General features: G+C 53.9%; 16 protein-coding genes. 7 read left to right on the top strand and 9 right to left on the bottom strand.

Annotated features, from left to right (window positions below):
* Window positions 1-52: 52 nt before the first annotated feature.
* The 3 genes from pdsO to SAMA_RS10450 all read left to right on the top strand — a co-directional run bounded on the left by pdsO (window position 53) and on the right by SAMA_RS10450 (window position 3,713).
* Window positions 53-775, top strand: coding sequence for a sortase-associated OmpA-like protein PdsO (gene pdsO / locus SAMA_RS10460; RefSeq protein WP_011760117.1), 723 nt, complete (start codon window positions 53-55; stop codon window positions 773-775).
* Window positions 776-838: 63 nt separating this feature from the next.
* Window positions 839-3,082: a marine proteobacterial sortase target protein gene (locus SAMA_RS10455; RefSeq protein WP_198134276.1), complete on the top strand. Its 2,244-nt coding sequence runs from the start codon at window positions 839-841 to the stop codon at window positions 3,080-3,082.
* Window positions 3,069-3,713: a class GN sortase gene (locus tag SAMA_RS10450; RefSeq protein WP_011760115.1), complete on the top strand. Its 645-nt coding sequence runs from the start codon at window positions 3,069-3,071 to the stop codon at window positions 3,711-3,713. Before SAMA_RS10455 ends, SAMA_RS10450 begins: the two co-directional genes overlap by 14 nt.
* Here SAMA_RS10450 and SAMA_RS10445 read toward each other — a convergent pair.
* From SAMA_RS10445 to SAMA_RS10430, 4 genes are all read right to left on the bottom strand, one after another.
* On the bottom strand, window positions 3,700-4,743 hold the full coding sequence (locus SAMA_RS10445; protein WP_011760114.1) for a GGDEF domain-containing protein: 1,044 nt from the start codon (window positions 4,741-4,743) through the stop codon (window positions 3,700-3,702). The genes SAMA_RS10450 and SAMA_RS10445 overlap by 14 nt on opposite strands.
* 288 nt (window positions 4,744-5,031) lie before the next feature.
* Window positions 5,032-5,892 (bottom strand): porin family protein, encoded by an 861-nt coding sequence (locus SAMA_RS10440; protein WP_011760113.1) that lies wholly within the window; start codon window positions 5,890-5,892, stop codon window positions 5,032-5,034.
* Between the two features lie 185 nt (window positions 5,893-6,077).
* Window positions 6,078-7,007: an ATP-grasp domain-containing protein gene (locus SAMA_RS10435; RefSeq protein WP_011760112.1), complete on the bottom strand. Its 930-nt coding sequence runs from the start codon at window positions 7,005-7,007 to the stop codon at window positions 6,078-6,080.
* Between the two features lie 20 nt (window positions 7,008-7,027).
* Window positions 7,028-7,465 carry a DUF413 domain-containing protein gene (locus SAMA_RS10430; RefSeq protein ID WP_011760111.1) on the bottom strand — a complete coding sequence of 146 codons (438 nt, stop codon included), beginning with the start codon at window positions 7,463-7,465 and terminating at the stop codon, window positions 7,028-7,030.
* Window positions 7,466-7,600: 135 nt separating this feature from the next.
* On the opposite strand from SAMA_RS10430, the gene hdfR reads away from it, so the two are divergent.
* Complete coding sequence (hdfR, locus tag SAMA_RS10425; protein ID WP_011760110.1) at window positions 7,601-8,473, top strand: HTH-type transcriptional regulator HdfR; 873 nt, start codon at window positions 7,601-7,603, stop codon at window positions 8,471-8,473.
* Window positions 8,474-8,490: 17 nt separating this feature from the next.
* Here the strand turns inward: hdfR and SAMA_RS10420 are convergent, their stop codons facing one another.
* Entirely contained in the window at window positions 8,491-8,862 is a 372-nt protein-coding gene (locus SAMA_RS10420) for a diacylglycerol kinase (RefSeq protein ID WP_011760109.1), read from the bottom strand.
* A 283-nt stretch (window positions 8,863-9,145) separates the two neighbouring features.
* On the opposite strand from SAMA_RS10420, the gene SAMA_RS10415 reads away from it, so the two are divergent.
* Both SAMA_RS10415 and SAMA_RS10410 read left to right on the top strand, forming a co-directional pair.
* Window positions 9,146-10,159 (top strand): DNA ligase, encoded by a 1,014-nt coding sequence (locus SAMA_RS10415; RefSeq protein WP_083766411.1) that lies wholly within the window; start codon window positions 9,146-9,148, stop codon window positions 10,157-10,159.
* Window positions 10,160-10,188: 29 nt separating this feature from the next.
* Window positions 10,189-10,665: a low molecular weight protein-tyrosine-phosphatase gene (locus SAMA_RS10410; protein ID WP_011760107.1), complete on the top strand. Its 477-nt coding sequence runs from the start codon at window positions 10,189-10,191 to the stop codon at window positions 10,663-10,665.
* Window positions 10,666-10,813: 148 nt separating this feature from the next.
* Here SAMA_RS10410 and ylqF read toward each other — a convergent pair whose 3' ends face one another.
* Together ylqF and SAMA_RS10400 are read right to left on the bottom strand one after the other, a co-directional pair.
* Complete coding sequence (ylqF, locus tag SAMA_RS10405; RefSeq protein WP_011760106.1) at window positions 10,814-11,758, bottom strand: ribosome biogenesis GTPase YlqF; 945 nt, start codon at window positions 11,756-11,758, stop codon at window positions 10,814-10,816.
* 98 nt (window positions 11,759-11,856) lie between these two features.
* The gene (locus SAMA_RS10400; protein ID WP_011760105.1) at window positions 11,857-12,696 is read right to left on the bottom strand and encodes an isopenicillin N synthase family dioxygenase; all 840 of its coding nucleotides are present in this window, start codon (window positions 12,694-12,696) and stop codon (window positions 11,857-11,859) included.
* A 179-nt stretch (window positions 12,697-12,875) separates the two neighbouring features.
* Between SAMA_RS10400 and SAMA_RS10395 the strand changes: the two genes are divergently transcribed.
* Entirely contained in the window at window positions 12,876-13,805 is a 930-nt protein-coding gene (locus tag SAMA_RS10395; protein ID WP_011760104.1) for a bifunctional methionine sulfoxide reductase B/A protein, read from the top strand.
* 72 nt (window positions 13,806-13,877) lie between these two features.
* On the opposite strand, the gene SAMA_RS10390 is transcribed toward SAMA_RS10395, so the two are convergent.
* Both SAMA_RS10390 and rne read right to left on the bottom strand, forming a co-directional pair.
* Window positions 13,878-15,434, bottom strand: a complete 1,557-nt coding sequence (locus tag SAMA_RS10390; RefSeq protein ID WP_011760103.1) for a SulP family inorganic anion transporter — start codon at window positions 15,432-15,434, stop codon at window positions 13,878-13,880.
* A gap of 191 nt (window positions 15,435-15,625) precedes the next feature.
* Window positions 15,626-18,970: a ribonuclease E gene (rne, locus tag SAMA_RS10385; protein ID WP_049757887.1), complete on the bottom strand. Its 3,345-nt coding sequence runs from the start codon at window positions 18,968-18,970 to the stop codon at window positions 15,626-15,628.
* Between the last annotated feature and the right edge of the window lie 369 nt (window positions 18,971-19,339).

The following is a 19,339-nucleotide window of genomic DNA, read 5'->3' as shown; positions in this document are numbered from 1 at the left end:
TCATCACCAACAGGCCGGGCACGTCCGGCAGTCCAACAAGGAATGATGACTTATGAAAACCCAATTACTCGCTTCTGTTATTTCTCTGGCTCTGATTGCACCTGCGGCCAATGCCGCTGAGCGCGACCATAACGAAGAACTGGTCGGTTTGGGCTCAGGTGCCCTGATTGGTGCCGCCGTGGGGGGACCCGTAGGTGCCATCATAGGCGCCTTTGCCGGCGGCATTATCGGAAAATCCGTCGGTGATGAGGAAGAGATTAACGATCATAAGCAGGCACTCGCCACACAGGATGCCGAAATTGAACGCCTTGCTCAAAAAAGCGCCAACTATGATGCACTTGCCAGTGACTATGCCATAACCCGCGCCCAGCTGAATACCCTGCAAACAGCCCGGGAGGCCAAGCTGACCGAGCTTACGCTCGGGCTTAACGTGCAGTTCAAAACCGGATCGTCGGACATTGAACCCCACTTTCAAAACCAACTGCAGGCTGTGGCCCGCGTGATGGAGGCCCAGCCAGATCTGGTTATTGATTTGAAAGGCTTTGCCGACCGCAGGGGAGACAGTGACTACAACCAGGCCCTGTCTGAGCAGCGCCTCGCCAATGTGAAAGCCTATCTCGTCAGTGCCGGTGTGGCATCAGACCGGCTCCAGGGAAAGGCCTTTGGCGCCACAGCGCCGCTCAGTGCCGATGCGGGCTTTGAAAGTGACTTTTTTGACCGTCGTGTGACTCTGGAGCTGGTTCCTGCGGATACCAGCATGGCGGCAACGCACTGATAAAAGTCCATTCATAACAACGGCAAAGTACGGGTAATGAATAGCATGAAGGATGATAAGAGTATGTATAGCCAAAGGAAGGTCGTGCCCAAGGTGGAGATGAAGCAAGGCCTGACTGCACTGGCAATGATGGCGTTGCTGGCAGCGCCAACAGTCAGCGCGAGCTCAGCCAGCACAGTGCAGCCCGTAACCTTGCCACTCGATGGTCCAATGGCTGGCCAGGGCAGTACTTCGCCAGGCGACATCATAGCACCGGGCCATGGCGGGGAGCTGATGTTTGAAGACGAGGGCACGGAGCAAGTCAGTCTTGCCCTCGATACCCGCTACACGGTTAAGGTCAGTGCCTTGGTCAGCCGGGTTACAGTTTCTCAAACCTTTCAAAATCAGAGTAATAGAGTGATAAACGGCCACTACCGCTTTGCGCTGGCGCCCAATGCGGCGGTGAGTGGCATGCGCCTTACAATCGGCGAACGCCTGATTGAAGGAGAGATCCAGGAAAAAGCTCACGCAGAGCGGGTATACGAGCAAGCAAAACGGGATGGTAAACGGGCGAGCCTGGTCAGCCACAGCGAAAGCAATCTTTTTTCGACACGGATTGCCAATTTCATGCCCGGCGAAACCCTTACCGTCAGTATCGATTATCAGGAGATTCTGCACCCACAAGCGGGCCGGGTTGAGCTCAGGATCCCCACTGCACAAACGCCAAGGTATGGCGCCTCAGCAATGCTGCCTTCGGCGCAGAACAGGATGCAGGATGAGCCTTGGGTATCCGGGGTGCAGGGCGCGGCGCAGAACCATCTTCATGCCGCTGCGCCTTTTTGGCCCGCCACCCGGGCAGAGGCTCCGGCAGACACGCCAACACCCTCGCTGTCACTCAGCGCCAGTATTTTTGGCTTTGCCGTGGCGGCGGTCGAAAGCCCATCCCATGGCTTGTGTGAGCAAGGCTATCGCGATGGTGGCTGGCAGTTATCGCTTTGCCCCGACACCGAGGCTGACAGGGATTTGGTGCTGTCCTGGGTGATTAACGAAGGCAGTGAGCCGGTTGCAGACTTTTTGGTGCAGCCGGGCTACAGCTATCCCGCCGCTGTGGAAAGCGCAAACACTCAGTATGGAACTGCTCAGGATAAAGCCAAACAGGATGAATACGTCCGGGTAGATTTTTCCCAGGGGAATTACAGCCACGGTTTGCTGACCTTTATGCCACCTCAACCCAATTTGGCCAATCGCCTGGCGCGGGAGCTGGTATTGGTGATCGATACCTCAGGTTCCATGGCCGGAGACTCCATGGTGCAGGCAAGAAGTGCCCTTATCCACGCGCTCGGCGGTTTGGGGCCACAGGACAGCTTCAATATTATTGCTTTTTCCAGTGATGCCAGGCCGTTGTGGCCGGACGCAAAACCGGCAACGGCATTTAATCTCGGGGCAGCCCAGCAATTTGTGCGCAGCCTTGAGGCCGATGGCGGCACTGAGATGGCATCTGCGTTGGAGCTGGCCCTTAAAACGCCTTCAGTTGTAGATGAAGACACCAAACGGTTGCGACAGGTGCTTTTTATTACCGATGGCGCCGTTAATGGCGAAGATGCGCTGTTTAATCTGATTGAGCGGCGTCTGGGCACATCGCGGCTTTTCCCCGTGGCTATCGGCGCCGCGCCAAACGGGTATTTCATGAGCCGGGCGGCTGCAGCAGGTCGTGGCAGCTTTACCTTTATCGGTCATGGCGGCGAAGTGGCAGAAAAAATGAATCAGCTCTTGAGTCGCATTGAGCACCCCGTGGTTAGCGATCTGTCCGTGACCTGGGCTGACGGTAGCCCCGTTGATGCCATGCCTGGGGTATTGCCCGACTTGTATGCGGGCGAGGCGCTTAACCTGAGCCTCAGAACGGTCCCCGATGCGCTGATGCCCATCATAGTCAAAGGTAATACGGACGGCCAAATCTGGGAGCGCAAGCTTACCCCACGTGCCGTGCCGGGCGGCAGCGGCCTTGACCTGCAATATGGCAAAGCCCGGGTTGATGACCTTGTCCGACAAACATTAACACCTTCCCAGCGGCGTGCAGCCACTGTGGCGTTGGGACTGGAATATCACCTTGTCACAGCCCACACCAGCCTGGTTGCCGTGGATAAAACCCGGGTCTCACACGGCCAGGGACTGGATGCCAGGTTGCCGGAGGCAACGCCCCATGGCTGGCAAGGCGGCAGATTGCCCCAAACCGCGTCGGGTAGCCTGGGATTGATGTTGGCCGGCGCTTTGCTGGTGCTGTTTGCTATCGCAGCGGCAACGTGGAGGCGGGAAGATGAAGCGGCTTAGATTTGGGCCCCGACACCGCAGACGCTGGCCCTTGTTGCTGTTGTTATCGGGAGTTGTTCTTATCAGTTTTGGAGGATATATGCAGGCAAAAGCATTACTTGCCCAGTACCTGATTGCCAGTGCCTGGGAGCAGAGTCTTAAAGACGGCTTACCCCATAAACCCTGGGGCTGGGCCGATACCCACCCCATTGCGCGCTTGGAGCTCAGACGCGCAGGGGAAAGCAGCGAAAGTTTTTACATTCTGGCGGGGGCCAATGGTCGTAACCTGGCTTTTGCCCCAAGCTGGCTGGAAGACACTGCCGCTCCCGGCGCTGGTGGCAATACTGTGATTGCCGGGCACAGGGATACCCATTTTGCCATTTTGCGTGAGGTGGAGCCGGGGGACGAACTGCTGCTGGAGAATATGCACGGTGAATTGCAGCAGTATCGGGTGAAATACACCTCCGTGGTGTCGGAGCGGGAACTATCAGTGCTGGAGCAGGTGACCGACAGGTTAACCCTTATTACCTGTTATCCCTTTTATGGTTTAAGCGACAGAGCCAATGAGCGATTTGTTGTGGTGGCCGAGCCGGACGACCTGTGGAGTCGCCCGGATACGGCAGCAAAGGCCATGGTGGTCAGCCTGAGATAGGCATGACTCTGTTGCGTCCAAGGCGTTTGGCTTCGTAAAGCTGCTTGTCGGAGTGCTCAATCAGGTTTCTTGCGGTCATTTTGGGTTGCCACTGGGCCACACCGAACGACGCGCTGATGTTGTCGATACGGGCATCCCTGCGTCTGTCCTTGAGGGTCAGCTTTTCTACGCCGCGGCGAATGCCTTCCGCCAACTGGCGCGCGATGCGCAGATTGCTTGATGGGACCAGCAGGGCAAACTCCTCACCGCCGTAACGGTAGCACTTCACGCCGTCCCGGCAGGCTTCGGTTAGGCGTTTGCCCACCAGCTTCAGTACCTGATCGCCAAGTTGGTGGCCATAGTTATCGTTAAAGTGCTTGAAATGGTCGATATCACACAGGATAAGGCAACAACCCTCAGGTGCCAGTGCCAGCAGACCAGCAAGGTCGGCATCAAAGGCACGGCGATTGAGACAGCCCGTGAGTGCATCGAAAAACACATCTTTTTCACTTTCGGCCAGCCGGCGTTTGAGTGTATCGATTTCCTGCTGCGCCTTGGCGAGCTGGCCGGTGAAGTAGCTGGTGGACTCGCGGATGGCGTCGGATTCTTTAACTAGGGTACGCACCAGATTCAGCACCTGTTCAAGACTCAGGCTCTCGTTGTCTATGCGTTCCAATCGTGAAAAGTTAGCGTCGATTTTTTGCTGAAATGCGGTGGCATCCAGGTTGGTGTCTTTCAGCTGGTTGCCAAGCTCGGTGGCCATGGCCTCGAGATTCTGGCGCATATCCCGCACATCAAGCTCAACCGGATCGGCCAGATGTTCGCGATACAAGAGCTCGCCGCTGACTGGTGGCAGTGTGTGGTACTGGGCCACCAGGTCGTCCAGGGCTTTGTTGAGCTCGGGTTGTTGCTCGCCCACATAGGTGTACCAGAGGGCATAGTTTATCGGAGTGGTGGGGATTTGATGTTTAAGCATCAAAGGAACGGCTTTTTTCAACCGCCCGGCAGCTGTTTGTAAGAGATCAGCGGTGGCTGGTGGCTTTTCGCCCATGGACTGTTCCGATGAAATAGAGGAAGCGATAGGGCTATGATAGCCCTGAATCCAGAGGGTTTAAACCGAAGGTTTCCAGCAGGGTGATAAAGCTCAGTTTAATAAATAGCCTGCGAAACTTAGGTGAATTAACACGCTGTGAGTCAATCCATAGCGGCTGGCGGGCTGTATGGGTCTCACTGAGATTGACAAACATCAGGGCACTTAAATAATCAGGGCACTGCAGTAATCAAGAGAGAAAGCGGTAATAAAAAAGGCCCCTGAGGGCCTTAATGGACTGGAAATCGCTTAAAAGCGATAACTGACCGAAATCATTGGGCCAACAAACTTGTAGAAGATGTTGTAATCGGCCACTTTGATGTTTTCAGCAGACTGGGTCACATCCACATCGACTTTGTAATAATTGTACGCCAGTGACAGGCTCCAGCTCTCGCCGAGGTCGGCACTGACACCGGCGCGGATGTCAGTCAGTGAGCCATCCAAATCATCGAGTTTGATGGCGAAGTACTGACCATGGGCCGAGAAGCGCCAGCCGGGCAAAAACTCGTAATGACCAATGAGGCCAATATCCGGCAGAGGGGCAGTGACGCTGTTTTCCACAATCCTCGGAATAGGGCGCTGGCTGCACAGATCGCCATCCAGCTCGGTGGCAAGACAGGCGCCAATTGCACCCTCAAACACCGACTCGATGAACATGGTGTGTAATCCCAGGGTAATGCCCAGGCTGTAATTGTCACCTTGTAGCAGGTCGTAACCATAGCCAAGACGCAGCACATCAATATTCAGTGTGGTATTGAGTTGGCCACCGGCCTTTACGGAATAGACTGTATCGTCGATTTGTACATCAAATGGGCGGGTGACGGCGTTGGTTTCGGCGCTGCGATGCAGACGTTTCCAATCCAGGTAGAAATTGTGTCTGTCGCCAAAGGCGTATTCAAATTCGATAAAGGGCAGGAACTGGTTTTCGGCGAGCTGGAGGTCGCTCTCGAAATCCAGCCGAAAGTCTTCACCAATCACAGGATCGGTTACGTCTATGCTGGAATCAGACTGAGAGTAAAATCCACCGACCCGAAGGGTCATATCCTTGGCGAGCGCGCACTGGCTAAATCCTGCCAATGCCATTAACAACAGGGTCGAAGTTGCCCGCATTGTCGCTCCTGAAATCTTGCTTTGTCGTTATTATGTCGTTAGCTGTTACCCGGACGGCTGTGTCTATGCACCTCTGCCGCCCTGCAGTTTAACCACAAAGGCAAAAGATTGTGAAACATTTGTTTGCAAAATTGTGAAAAACTTTGACCCTGAACAAAAAAGCACCCATTAGGGTGCTTTTGTTCTCATATTGAGTGTTGGTCTTCTTTATTGAACATCCCAAGCCGGATGCGAATAAAGTGGAGGATTTGTGATGCGATATCCACATTAAGGCAAGATTCGAGACCTTCGAATCCCGGTGAGGAGTTGGCTTCACATATTTTGTAGTGACCGTTATCGAACAGTAAGTCGATACCAGCCACATCCAGGTCGAGGATATTGGCTGTTTGGGTCGCGAGCCATTCAATCTCGGGGGTGACCTCAAAGGGAAGCGCGGCTCCACCGGCACTGACATTGGCCTTGAAGCTGTCTTCCGCCGCACGCCGCTCAAAACAGCCCACGACTCGCCCGCCAATGGTAAAGACCCGAAGATCCCGTCCATGACTGTTGGCAATAAACTCCTGCAATATGATGTTGGCGTTTTTATTGGTGGCCTCAATCAACTGCATCAGATCGTCAAACTCCCGTGGTTTATGTGACAAAAACACACCACTGCCCTGGGAGCCGGACAAGGTTTTTATCACCACAGGAAAGCCCAAATGGCTTTGCACCAGTTCTATATCCACCGGGAACTTCACCAGCATGGTTTTGGGCGTTGGCAGATTTTTTTCGGCCAATAGCTGCTGTGAGAAGAGTTTGTCTTTTACGGTCTCGATAGCCCGTGATGAGTTGAGGCTGTAAACGCCCAAGCGCTCAAGGTGACGAATAATCGCCAGCGCAAAATAGGTCGTGCCTGAACCCATGCGGGGAATAATAAAATCGGGCAGCTCAACCGGCTGCCCATTAAGCAAAATACTCTTGTTGTCTTCCCGGGTAACGGTCAAATCAAACTCGTCCGGGGCATAGACCTGCAGATCTATGTTGTCCGCCTTGGCGGCGTCCAACAGACGTTGAATTTCGTACAGTTCGGGTTTGAGCTGAGTCGCGGTTTCTTTATATAAAATCCAGCCGCGCATTCAGATATTCGCCTTAAGCGTCATGGTGTGTCCTCGGGTTCCTCGTCATCAGAAACCTCGTCATCGTCGATATCATCGAGTTCAATTTCAGCCTCAGGTGCCACTGCAGGGGCGTGGACAGTGCCAACGACCGCGTAGAAAGGCTTACCCTGAGCCAGCTTGCAATACTTTAACCAGATCTGCTCCAGTATGCTACTGGCGGACTTGTTCCCGCGCACAACATCGACAAATTGCGCTTCTTCATCAGTCGATGGCAGGCGACTGCCATCGGCGAGCGCCTTCATCGCCAGACCATGACATTCCAACAATTCGGCTTCTTTGTTGGTAAAGTCTCCACTGCGGCGAAACCCCTTGGGGAAATTGGCATCGTCATAAAAGCGCCTTTGACTCAGAAAGCTCATCGGGGCGGATTCGGGCATACCCTGATAGATTTTGCTGGCAACTAACTGTTCTGACATTGTCTTTTCCTTCCATACAACAAAAGCTGATAGCGATGATTACCTAAGCTGTGGGATAATTTGCAACTGGAGTATTGGCTAGTATCCTTGAATTAGGAATCAAAAAATTTTGGTCTTGTTGGTCAAAGAAATTTTATGGACACAGATCTGCTGAAAACCTTTTTGGAAGTTTCACGTACCCGCCATTTCGGAAAAGCTGCCGAAAATCTTTATCTTACCCGAAGCGCAGTCAGTTTTCGGGTGAAGCAGCTTGAAACGATACTCGGGGTGGAGCTGTTTGAGCGCCAACGGAACAATATTCAGCCAACACCGGCTGGCGAGCGCATGCTGAATCATGCCGAGGCTGTGCTGACGGCTTGGGAGCGTGCGAAGCAGGACGTGTCATTAAGTCGATTACAATCGACACAATTGACCATAGGTGCTGGCCCCAATATCTGGGATGCGTTTTTACAGGGCAACCTGCAATCCTTGCACAAGGGCTTGCCGGGCGTGGCGTTACGCACCGAGGTGTTGCCCCAGAACGTGATGACCCGTCAGTTGATGGAGCGCACCCTGGACATGGCGATTTCCTTCGACCCGCCCAAAATGGAGGATTTTGAACAGATCCGTATCGGCGTGGTGCAGTTGTGGCTGGTGTCCAGTATCGGACCACTCAGTTTGTCAGAGTGTCTTAAACACCATTACATAAAGGTTGACTGGGGTACTGCCTTTAATATCCTTCACGCACAGGAATTTGGCGATATGCCATTGCCGGTGTTGCACACCAGTTCATCGCGTATAGCCCTGGATTTTGTGCTCAATAACGGCGGCAGTGCGTTTTTGCCGGATCACATGGTGAGCCCGTATCTCGAGCGGGGCGAGTTATGCCGGGTGGAAGGTGCACGCTCCATCCCCCGTAACGTGTATGTCGTGTATTGGTCGCAAAATGACAGACTATCGCAAATAGAGCGGGCGGTGAGTTTTCTGGCGCGGGAGTCTGATGAAGGCGCTGAAGAGCTCAGCGCCTGAGTAAAAAAGCGCAGCAATTACCAGAGCAGCGGCAGCAGGATAAAGGCCCACACCAGGGCGCACAGTGCCAGGCTCATAAACACGGCTGCTGAGGCTATGTCCTTGGCTTGACCCGAAAGGGGGTGGATTTCATCCCCGATTCGGTCCACAACCGCTTCTATGGCAGAGTTCAGCAGTTCAGTGATGAGCACAATGAACACCGCCATGATCATCAGTAGTTTTTCAACCGTACTCACATCCAGCCAAAGTGCAAACGGCACCATCACGCATGCAAGGATCAGTTCCTGCCGAAAGGCCGCTTCGTGGACCCAGGCGGACTTTAACCCTTTAAAAGAAAAGCCGGTCGCACGAATAACGCGCCTGAAGCCATGGTTATTGGCTGGTTTCATGTATTCCCCCAGATTGCCAAGCCCAACAGTCGGGCTCAAACATGACCGAAGACGACGCCATTATGCTGAACGTTCAGTAAAAGCGCGGCTGGCCATAAAAAGGCGCCAGTATAATGCAGCCGTGGCGATAAGAACAGGTCGCCACGGGTGTGTGTTGATGTTGTATCGCTGAGTTTGCAGGAGGTTCTGTCGCTGGCTGACGCTCTTCTGCTGTGGCAGTTCAGTGCTCGTAGAATGGGCTATAACTTAAGCCTGAGTATGCAAGTCGCGCAGGGAGGCTGCGATGAAACACAGAGTCCGGTTTAAGGGTGCTTTGCGCTTGGTCAATTCTGAAGATGCTCATTTGGCGCCCAGTATTGCCCTTAGGTTATTACAGGGTGTCAGCCGTGTTTGTTTCTTATTGTTCTGCCTGTGGCTGGCGCTGTTACCTTCGCATGTTCACTCGTCCGTGCCACTTACCTCCAGTCTTGCGCCTTCGAATACGGCAACCGGCGCAAACCCGCCCAACAGCGCGGCTCCGCTTGCGGGTTCACTGCAACTCGCATCCAGTAAGCCTTTACCCCCAGAGTCTGAGTTGCCTCGATATCTTGTAAGCGAAAAACTGGATGGTGTCAGGGCCCGCTGGACAGGCCAAACGCTGGTCACCCGCTCTGGCAATCTAATCGCCCCGCCCGCCTGGTTTATTGCGGCCTTGCCGGCAGATGTTCTCCTTGATGGCGAGTTATGGGCCGGCAGAGGCCGTTTTGAGTGGTTGAGTGGATTGGTACGCTCACGCGGTCGTGATGATGATTGGTATCAGGTGCAATTAATGGTGTTTGACACACCCCAATCCGGGCTCGGATTTGCTGAGCGACACAAGTGGTTGCAAGCTCGACTCTCCGACAAAACCGAGCCGCTCAAGCTGGTGGAACAAAGGCGCTTCCAGCATCTCTCTGAGCTCAATGACTATTATCAAGCCGTCATTCGAGGAGGGGGTGAAGGATTGATGCTGCATCGGGAAGATGCCCTTTACATTGACGGTCGCAATCCACTGCTCATCAAGCTTAAGCCTCTGAATGATACCGAAGGGCAGGTGATTGGCTACCGTGCGGGAAAAGGCCAATTTGAGGGCATGATGGGGGCGCTGCACCTGCGTCTTTTGGATGGCAGAGAGTTTTTTCTGGGCTCTGGTTTCAGCTTTGATGAGCGCCGTCATCCTCCTGCCATTGGCGCTTGGGTCACTTTTCAATATCATGGGCTCACTGATAAAGGGCTTCCCAAGGGCGCGCGATTTCTGCGTGTGCGTCCGATGGAATGAATTCCCGCAGATAAGAGACAAAGACACAAATGACCAGTACACCCGGTTCGATTCTATTTGTATGCATGGGCAATATCTGCCGTTCTCCCAGCGCCGAAGCAGTGTTTCGCCAGCGTGCCATCCGCGCAGGACTTGATTTGGTGATTGATTCTGCCGGCACCATTGGCTACCACCAGGGAGAGGCCCCCGACGCCCGCTCGGTAAAAGCAGGCGAAGCTCGGGGTTATGATTTCTCTGGGATGCGTGCACGGCAGGTGAAGGACAGCGATTTCATGCGTTTTGACCTGATTCTAGCCGCAGACAAGGATAACCTTGCTGAGCTCAAGCGCCGCTGTCCGGCTGAATTCAGGCATAAGTTACGGCTCATCTTAAGTTTTGGCGAATCGGACATTGAGGAAGTTCCCGACCCATACTACGGCGGGAACGCAGGGTTTGAGCGTGTGCTCGATCTGCTGGAACACAGCAGTGATGCCTTGATAGCCGCCATTAAGGCGTTGGAAAAATGACATTAAAAAAGGGCCATCAGGCCCTTTGGGTTTGAGTACACCTTTTAACGCTGGTCCGGTTTGGCATGGGTGCACAGGCTAACGCCTCGTTGCTGTGATACCCGGTTTATATGCGTCCGGTTATTGTGGCGCTTGGTTTTGATGGTGCTCAGTTATTGTGGCGCTTACCGGAACGGCGCAGCTTTTCGGCGGCCAGTTTCTCCTGACGCAGGGCTTCTTTCTCTGCGAGGATCCGCTCCACTTCGGCTTTTTCGATTTCAGCCATTTCCGGTGTTTCCAGGCTCAGCAGCCCCAGTTTGCCACTGCGGAATTCGTGCAGCAGCAGCTCGGCGGCTTTGTGCAGATCCACATAACCACCGCTTCGCAGCGCCCCTCGCTTGCGGCCAATGTCTTCCAGCAATGCCACATCGTCATCGGACAGTTCATCGAGCTTATAACGTTCTTTCAGCTCAGCAGGATAAGCATCGCGAAAAAAAGCTGCGGCAAAGAGCGCTACGTCTTCATATTCCATGGCGGTGTCTTTGATGGCGCCGGTCACGGCCAGACGATAGCTGCTGGCTTCGTTGTCCACCTTGGGCCACAGAATGCCCGGTGTATCTGACAGTACAATACCGTTTTTGAGATTGATGCGCTGCTGTGCCTTGGTGACCGCAGGCTCGTTGCCGGTTTTGGCAATCACACGTCCAGCCAGCGTATTGATGATGGTCGATTTACCCACATTGGGGATCCCCATAATCATGGTGCGTATGTCTTTGTCCGCGCGGTCACGCTCAGGCACCAACTTGCGCACAAGTTCAGGAATAACCGTTTTAAGATGACCGGGCTGTAAGGTGGTGACGGCCATGGCCTTCACACCTTGTTCTTTTTCAAGGTGTGCTATCCAGGCCTCTGTGATGGCCGGATCGGCAAGATCGCATTTGTTCAGCAGTTTAATACAGGGTTTGTCACCGCGAAGTTTGGCAACCATGGGGTTTTCGCTGGAGTAGGGAATGCGGGCATCCAGTACCTCTATCACCAAATCGACCTGGGGCATGGCTTCGGCAATTTCCTTTTGTGCCTTGTGCATGTGTCCCGGATACCATTGAATCGCCATTGTTTAAATCCTGCTTACCTCTGTCTTGGGGCGCATATTCTACCCGTATCCGCCATCAGGCACAAAAAAAGCGTCCCGAGGGACGCTTTTGGCCATCATCAGATGACGCCGAGCTCGCGCAGACGCTCCATCAAATAGCTGTCGGCGGTATAACGCTCCGACAGCACCACGTCAGGGCGAGGGTGTAAAAACAGTGGCAGGGAAATCCGCGACTTGGTTTTGTCCATGCCTTCGGGGTTAATTACCCGGTGGGAAGTCGATGGGAAGTAACCGCCGGAGGCTTCCTGCAACATGTCACCGATGTTGATGATAATGTTGCCAAAATCTGAAGGGACATCCAGCCAGGTACCGTCTTTGGCTTTTACTTGCAGCCCGGGTTCATTGGCGGCAGGCAACACGGTAAGCAGGTTGATGTCTTCATGGGCGGCGGCGCGGATGGCTCCCGGCTCTTCATCACCCTTCATGGGGGGATAGTGGAGCACTCGCAGCAGGGTCTTGTGGCTACCATCTATCATGTTTGGCAGTGGCTCGGTAAAGAGAGCCTTCACTTCATCCGGGCTGTGAGCTTCAACCCAGGACAACAATTCGGCCGCCAGCTGATTGGCGTGGTCATAGTAGGCCAGAATGTTGGCTCTGAGGCTCTCGGGTATACGGCCCCACGGGTAAACGTGGTAGTACTCTTTTATGTCTTTTACACTGTGACCTTTGGCCGTTTCCGACACATCTGCCGGGAAAAATCCGTCCTGGGTTTCCGGATTGAAGCGAAATTCTTCCTTGGCACCACTCTGGAAGAATTCGTACCAATCTTTATAAATGGCTTCGACCAAAGATTGCTGAATAGGGTGGTTTGACAATACGCCAAAGCCGGTATCCCGCAATGATTGAACGAATTGTGCTGCCGCGTCGGGCGAGCGGTAATCAATAGTTTCCAATTTCATGTTATGTTTTCTTTTTGTTGTGGTTTAACCCCGGGCGAGAGTCTAGTCGGGGGCGTAGCGGAGTGCAAACTCTGTGTTCGCTTTGGCGTAAATAAAGTATCGGTGGGCTTACCCGGTGCAATATAAGGCTCAAAACCCGGGTCAGCTCAGAATGAGTCTCTTTAGCCGTTGGAGTAGCAATGAGAACGCTGAACGAATTTGAACGTTATGTAATCGAAGAGAAGGGGACAGAGCGCCCTTTCAGTGGTGAGTATTATCTGCATAATGCCCAGGGCGTTTACTGTTGCAGGAAATGCGATGCGCCGCTGTATTTATCAGAGCACAAGTTCCACGCCCATTGTGGCTGGCCTGCCTTTGATGATGAAATTCCTGGCGCTGTGGCAAGGCATACGGATGCAGACGGTCACAGGGTGGAAATCGTCTGCGCATCCTGTGGCGGTCATTTGGGGCATGTATTTGAGGGTGAGTATCTTACTGAGAAAAACCTGAGGCACTGCGTCAACTCGGTGTCCATGGTGTTTAAGAGCCATGAAGAGATGGAACAGGGACAGAAAACTATAAGCGAGGCCGGCCCAACTGCCAATGCCTTTGCCACCTTTGGCGCCGGTTGTTTTTGGTGTGTTGAAGCGATTTTTTTAGCATTGAAAGGGGTGGTCAGCGTCAAACCAGGCTACGCTGGTGGCCCTGCAGCCGATGCCAATTACAAAAGAGTGTGCGACGGTGATACAGGTCATGCGGAAGTCGTTCATATCGAGTACAAGCCGGACGAGGTAAGCTTTGAGACTCTGATCGAGGTGTTCTTTCAAAGCCACGACCCCACCACCCTTAACCGCCAGGGTAACGATGTGGGAACCCAGTATCGTTCGGTGATATTTGCACATAATGAACCGCAGGCCGAGGCCGCAGCAAAGGCGATAGAAGCCTTGACCAAGTCGGGCGCTTTCGATAACCCCATAGTGACCGAAGTGGTGGCTTTCGATGAGTTTTATCCCGCGGAAGACTATCACCATGACTATTTTGCCCGTAACGGCGAGCAGAGGTACTGTGCCCTGGTGGTAAAACCCAAAGTCGACAAGTTTAAAAAGGCCTTTGCATCACTGCTGAAATAGCCTCATAGCTGAAATTGTCGGTATCAAAAAAAGCGGCCCGAGGGCCGCTTTCTTGATGGGTATGGATTCCCTTTAATCCAACTTGTCGTCGGCCACCCGATAGTGGGGGTCTTCCAGCAGATTCACTTCCACCAGATCGCCAGCCTTGGCAAGGAGTGCCTTGCAGTCCTCGCTGAGATGCACCAGATGCAGGGTCTTGCCCAGGGTATTGTAGCGCTCGGCAAGGGTGTCTATGGCATCCAGTGCAGAGTGATCAGCGACTCTGGATTGACCAAAATCGACGATAACGTCCTTGGGGTCGTTGGCGGCATCGAAAAGCTCAAGGAAGTGAGACACTGAGCCAAAAAAGAGCGGGCCGCTCAGTTGATACACCTTACTGCCGTTGGCATTGATAACCGTGCGGGCACTGATGTGTTTGGCGTGTTCCCAGGCAAATACCAGCGCTGAAACAATCACACCGACAAATACGGCCACGGCGAGATCGGTAAACACGGTCACCGTGGTCACCAGCACAATCACAAAGGCATCGTGTTTGGGGACTTTGCGCATCACCTTGAAGCTTGCCCACTCGAAGGTGCCAAGCACGACCATAAACATCACACCGACCAGAGCCGCGAGTGGGATGATTTCGATGAAGGCAGCGCCAAACAGGATAAAGGTCAGCAGCGCCAGCGCAGCGGTTATTCCGGACAGGCGCCCACGACCACCGGAGTTGATGTTAATCATCGACTGACCAATCATGGCGCAGCCGCCCATGGCACCGAAAAAGCCGCTGGTGATGTTACCCACGCCCTGACCGACACATTCTTTGTTGCCGCGGCCACGGGTGCCTGTCATTTCATCAAGCACTGTCAGGGTCAGCAATGACTCAATCAGGCCTACCGCAGCGAGAATGACCGAATAGGGCAGGATGATTTGCAGTGTCTCCCAGGTAAAAGGAACGTGGGGAATGGCGAATGTCGGCAGAGTACCGGCGATGGTGGCATTGTCATCACCACTCATGGTTTTAAGGAAATCGACTACGGTGCGGGTGTCGAGTTCAAAAAACACCACCAGGCCAGTTACGGTGAGAATGGCTGCCAGTGACGACGGAATGGCTGTGGTGAGCTTGGGCAGGAAGTGAATAATGGCCATGGTAAGCGCCACCAGACCCAGCATCAGATACAGGCCGTCACCAGTGAGCCAGGTGAGCTCGCCATTGTCGCCGGGTACTTTGAACTGCCCAAGTTGCGCCAGGAAAATCACAATCGCCAGACCATTCACAAAGCCAATCATCACCGGATAGGGCACGATGCGGATAAATTTGCCCAGCTTGAATATCCCGGCGGCAACCTGCAGCAAACCGGCGAGCACGACGGCGGCAAACAGATACTGCACTCCGTGGGTAGCAACCAGCGCTACCATCACCACGGCCATGGCACCCGTTGCACCGGAAATCATGCCGGGTCTGCCACCAATCATGGCTGTTACCAGCCCCATAATAAAGGCGGCATAGAGACCGACCATGGGTTCAACCCCGGCCACAAAGGCAAAGGCAACGGCTTCCGGCACAAGGGCCAGTGCCACAGTCAGGCCAGACAGGAGGTCCGCCTTATGGCTGGCGGTTTTATGGCGAATTAACTCAAACATGAGACCTCTGAAACGAGTTTGTGATGGTGTTAACAAATAAAGCCGCGCAGTCTAGCAAATTTCACCCTGCGTTAGAACCTGAAATTAGCCTGCGCTCAGCTGATGTATTCGTTTAAATCTGACATTCACCCAACAAAAAAGCCGCGCATTAGCACGGCTTTTGATTCGTTAAGTTAACTTAACTTAACAGCTTACGGGCGGGCCATATCTGAGCCAGCACTGTTACTGCTTTGCACCTTGGCACTGCTGGCGTCAGTACTTGCAGCTTCATACTCACGTCCCTTGGGCGTAGCAACCTGTTCGCGGGCTTCAATACTTGGCTTGGTCATTTCTGAACTTACCATGCTACCGAAACGGCTGCCTGCGGGGCGGGCTGGAGCGGCAGTTGCCTTGGTGGGGGCAATATCAGCTGCGACATCTGCGACAGGCTTTTCAACCGGTTTGACGCGGGCTGGCATCACTGCTGCGGGTTTGGCCATCGGGGCAGTTGAAGTCACTTTTTCCGCAGCTTTAGGTTCAGCAGCTTTGGGCTCGGCGGCTTTAGCTTCTTCAGCCTTGGTTTCAACGGCGTTGCTTTCTACAGCCACAGCCGGCGCCTGTGCAGCAGTCTCAACTACTGGGGCTTCAACTACAGCGTCTTCAACTACTGGGGCTGCCGTTTCGGCAACAGGTGCTTCAACTGCGGCAACAGGTGTGTCAACGACTGCTGCGGCTGGCGCAACCTCGACCACTACCTCAGCGGCTGTGTCAGCGACAACGGCTCCGGCTACAGGCGCTTCTGCTTTGGGAGTATCGTTAACGATAACCACATCGGCAGTTTCTTCGGCCTTTTCAAGCACGCTTTCCTGAGTAACGACTTCTGAAGCTGCAGTGTCTTTCGCAACAACATCCTGAGGTGCAGCGGCAGGAGCGCCGGCAGCATCAACATCGGCCTGTGGCAGATCCAATTCGGCCTGAGCCAATTCACCACCTTCGGCGCCGGTTTGCTGCTCTTGCTCATCGCGGCGACGTCGTTGACCTGCAGCACGCAGATGACGTGGGCTGCGGCGACTGCGACGCTGACCGTCACGGCCATCACGGCGTGGCTTGTCTTCGCCGTCGGTGTCGTCCTGAGCGTCGTCAGCAGCTTGAGCGTCTGAATCCAACATGTCTGTTGCTGCAGTGCCCACTTCACTCACAGCTTCGACGACAGGAGCGGCGACCACGTCGGTGGTGGCAACAGCTGCGTCGCTACTGTTTGCGGCATCAGTGACGTCCTGTTCGGTTTCAGCGGCTTTTTCTTCCACTTTTGGCTTGCGAGGCTGGCGACGACTGCGGGTTTGCTTCTCGTCAGACTTGTCTTTAGCCACAACCTGGGTTGATTCAGCGGCAGTATCTTCAGTGGATTCCTGCGCGTTAACGGCATCCAGATTTTCCTGGGCAGCACCATCATCCAAACGCACTTTACGGCGCATATTACGGCGCTGACGACGTTCACGCACGGCTTCCTGCTTTGGCTCTACCGCATCATCGGCTGCTTCAACAGTTTCTGGCTTTTCACGTTTGGGCGCACGCTCACGCTTGGGTCTTTCGTCACGTGGCTTGTCACTCTTGTCACGCAGCTGCTTGTCGTCGGCCTGTTCCGGCTTGTTACGGCCACGACGGCTGTCAGAGCTGCGACGTTTGTCACCGTCTTCACGACGACTGTCATCACGGCGGCTGTCGGCGCTGCGACCTTCCTGGCGGCCATCGTCACGACGGTTGTCGTTGCGACGGTTACGACCACGGGTGTTCTGCTGACGGCCATTACGGGCTGGGGCCTTCTTCTCTTCGGTTTCGGTGTTGTCACCGCCAAAGAGAGAACCTATGGCTGCAAACAGACGGCTGAAGAAACCAGGCTTGACTTCGCTGGCCGCTTTTACAGGTTTGGCTTCGACCTTGGGCGCGGCTGCAGGCGGTGACTCCAATGGGGCAGAGAAACCTTTCAGAACGGGCTCGGGGGCCTGAGCGCGCTCCAGTTTGCGAGGCTCATACAGCTTTGCTTCAGGCTTTTCAACGCGTTTGTAGCTGGCTTCTTCGATTTCATCGTCCTGACGATGACGAATCACCTTGTACTCTGGGGTCATCATGTGCGGATCCGGGATCACGTACACTTCAACCTCGTGGCGCTGCTCGATGATACGAATGGCTTTACGTTTTTCGTTCAGCAGAAACGCGGCAACATCCACAGGCACTATGGCTTCAACCTGAGATGTGTTGTCCTTGATGGCTTCTTCTTCCATCAGACGCAGGATAGACAAGGCCAGCGATTCGGTACCGCGGATAGTGCCCTGGCCATGACAGCGTGGGCAAATATGTGCGGCTGATTCTTCCAGTGAAGGACGCAGGCGCTGACGGGACATTTCCATCAGGCCAAAGCGACTGATACGGCCCAGTTGCACACGGGCACGGTCCTGATGGACGGCGTCACGCAGACGGTTTTCCACTTCACGCTGATGGCGCACAGGCGTCATGTCGATAAAGTCGATAACAATCAAGCCGCCAAGGTCACGCAGACGCAGCTGACGGGCGATCTCGTCGGCGGCTTCCAGGTTGGTGTTCAGCGCGGTTTCTTCGATATCGCCGCCCTTGGTGGCACGGGCAGAGTTGATATCGATTGAAGTCATGGCTTCGGTGGGGTCGATAACGATAGAACCGCCAGAGGGCAGACGCACTTCACGCTGGAACGCAGATTCGATTTGAGACTCAATCTGATAGTGGGTGAACAGTGGCACTTCGGCCTTGTACTGCTTCACTCGCTCAACGAAGTCAGGACGAACTGTGGCGATGTGCTGTTTGGCCTGTTCGAAAATCTTTGGATGGTCAATCAGGATTTCGCCCACATCGCGGCGCAGGTAATCGCGAATGGCGCGCACGATAACGTTGCTTTCCTGATGGATGAGCATGGGGCCTGGGCCACTCTCAGAAGCTTCCTTAATGGCATCCCAGTGACGCAGCAGCACTTTAAGGTCCCACTGCAGTTCGGCGGCATCTTTACCCACCCCGGCGGTACGCACGATAAGGCCCATGCCGTTAGGGACTTCCAAATCGGCCATGGCCTCTTTGAGTTCAGTGCGCTCATCACCTTCGATACGGCGCGAAATACCACCGGCGCGGGGGTTGTTGGGCATCAGAACCAAATAGGAGCCAGCCAGGCTGATAAAGGTGGTCAGGGCAGCGCCCTTGTTGCCACGTTCTTCTTTATCAATCTGAACAATAACTTCCTGACCTTCGCTCACCACCTCTTTAATATTGGGGCGGCCCTGGAAGGAGTAACCTTTCGGGAAGTATTCGCGGGCAATTTCCTTGAGTGGCAGGAAGCCGTGACGCTCGGCGCCGTAATCAACGAAGGCGGCTTCGAGAGAGGGTTCTACGCGGGTAATTTTACCTTTGTAAATGTTGGCTTTTTTCTGTTCGTGTCCTGGACTTTCGATATCCAGATCATAGAGTTGTTGCCCATCAACAAGGGCAACGCGCAACTCTTCAGATTGAGTTGCGTTGATTAGCATACGTTTCATGGTGACGTCATTCTTCTTTAAATGGGTCACCGGAGAAAAGTCGGTGCATTCCGGGCCTGATCTCAGATTACTGTGCCTCACGGCAGGTTATCAGGCATGGTTCAGCGCATTGCTGTAAGACGCAATCTCTGCGTGTCGCTTCCGATTTATGGCTTATTTTTCAATAAATACAAAAACAAGGAATTCGTTGTTAAACGTCAACCAACCCCATAAATTCTCTTAAATACTTCCGTGAATGCCTAAACCGACAAAATTTATCCGGTGACTGGGTTCAGTCTACAAATTCGATTCAGGGGGTGTTTTCCACAAGAAACCAAGAAAAGTGGCAGTATATTGGATTTAACCTGTCGTTATTGCCGTAACATCAGC

It is taken from the genome of Shewanella amazonensis SB2B (assembly GCF_000015245.1).
GTDB classification, from domain to species: domain Bacteria; phylum Pseudomonadota; class Gammaproteobacteria; order Enterobacterales; family Shewanellaceae; genus Shewanella; species Shewanella amazonensis.
The sequence above is the reverse complement of the archived record's forward strand: the minus strand, read 5'-3'. Positions and strand labels throughout refer to the sequence as shown.

Excerpts from the sequence above, each read along its gene's own strand:
- pdsO (WP_011760117.1), top strand. The coding sequence starts at position 53 with ATGAAAACCCAATTACTCGCTTCTGTTATTTCTCTGGCTCTGATTGCA.
- SAMA_RS10455 (WP_198134276.1), top strand. The coding sequence starts at position 839 with ATGTATAGCCAAAGGAAGGTCGTGCCCAAGGTGGAGATGAAGCAAGGC.
- SAMA_RS10450 (WP_011760115.1), top strand. The coding sequence starts at position 3,069 with ATGAAGCGGCTTAGATTTGGGCCCCGACACCGCAGACGCTGGCCCTTG.
- SAMA_RS10445 (WP_011760114.1), bottom strand. The coding sequence starts at position 4,743 with ATGGGCGAAAAGCCACCAGCCACCGCTGATCTCTTACAAACAGCTGCC.
- SAMA_RS10440 (WP_011760113.1), bottom strand. The coding sequence starts at position 5,892 with ATGCGGGCAACTTCGACCCTGTTGTTAATGGCATTGGCAGGATTTAGC.
- SAMA_RS10435 (WP_011760112.1), bottom strand. The coding sequence starts at position 7,007 with ATGCGCGGCTGGATTTTATATAAAGAAACCGCGACTCAGCTCAAACCC.
- SAMA_RS10430 (WP_011760111.1), bottom strand. The coding sequence starts at position 7,465 with ATGTCAGAACAGTTAGTTGCCAGCAAAATCTATCAGGGTATGCCCGAA.
- hdfR (WP_011760110.1), top strand. The coding sequence starts at position 7,601 with ATGGACACAGATCTGCTGAAAACCTTTTTGGAAGTTTCACGTACCCGC.
- SAMA_RS10420 (WP_011760109.1), bottom strand. The coding sequence starts at position 8,862 with ATGAAACCAGCCAATAACCATGGCTTCAGGCGCGTTATTCGTGCGACC.
- SAMA_RS10415 (WP_083766411.1), top strand. The coding sequence starts at position 9,146 with ATGAAACACAGAGTCCGGTTTAAGGGTGCTTTGCGCTTGGTCAATTCT.
- SAMA_RS10410 (WP_011760107.1), top strand. The coding sequence starts at position 10,189 with ATGACCAGTACACCCGGTTCGATTCTATTTGTATGCATGGGCAATATC.
- ylqF (WP_011760106.1), bottom strand. The coding sequence starts at position 11,758 with ATGGCGATTCAATGGTATCCGGGACACATGCACAAGGCACAAAAGGAA.
- SAMA_RS10400 (WP_011760105.1), bottom strand. The coding sequence starts at position 12,696 with ATGAAATTGGAAACTATTGATTACCGCTCGCCCGACGCGGCAGCACAA.
- SAMA_RS10395 (WP_011760104.1), top strand. The coding sequence starts at position 12,876 with ATGAGAACGCTGAACGAATTTGAACGTTATGTAATCGAAGAGAAGGGG.
- SAMA_RS10390 (WP_011760103.1), bottom strand. The coding sequence starts at position 15,434 with ATGTTTGAGTTAATTCGCCATAAAACCGCCAGCCATAAGGCGGACCTC.
- rne (WP_049757887.1), bottom strand. The coding sequence starts at position 18,970 with ATGAAACGTATGCTAATCAACGCAACTCAATCTGAAGAGTTGCGCGTT.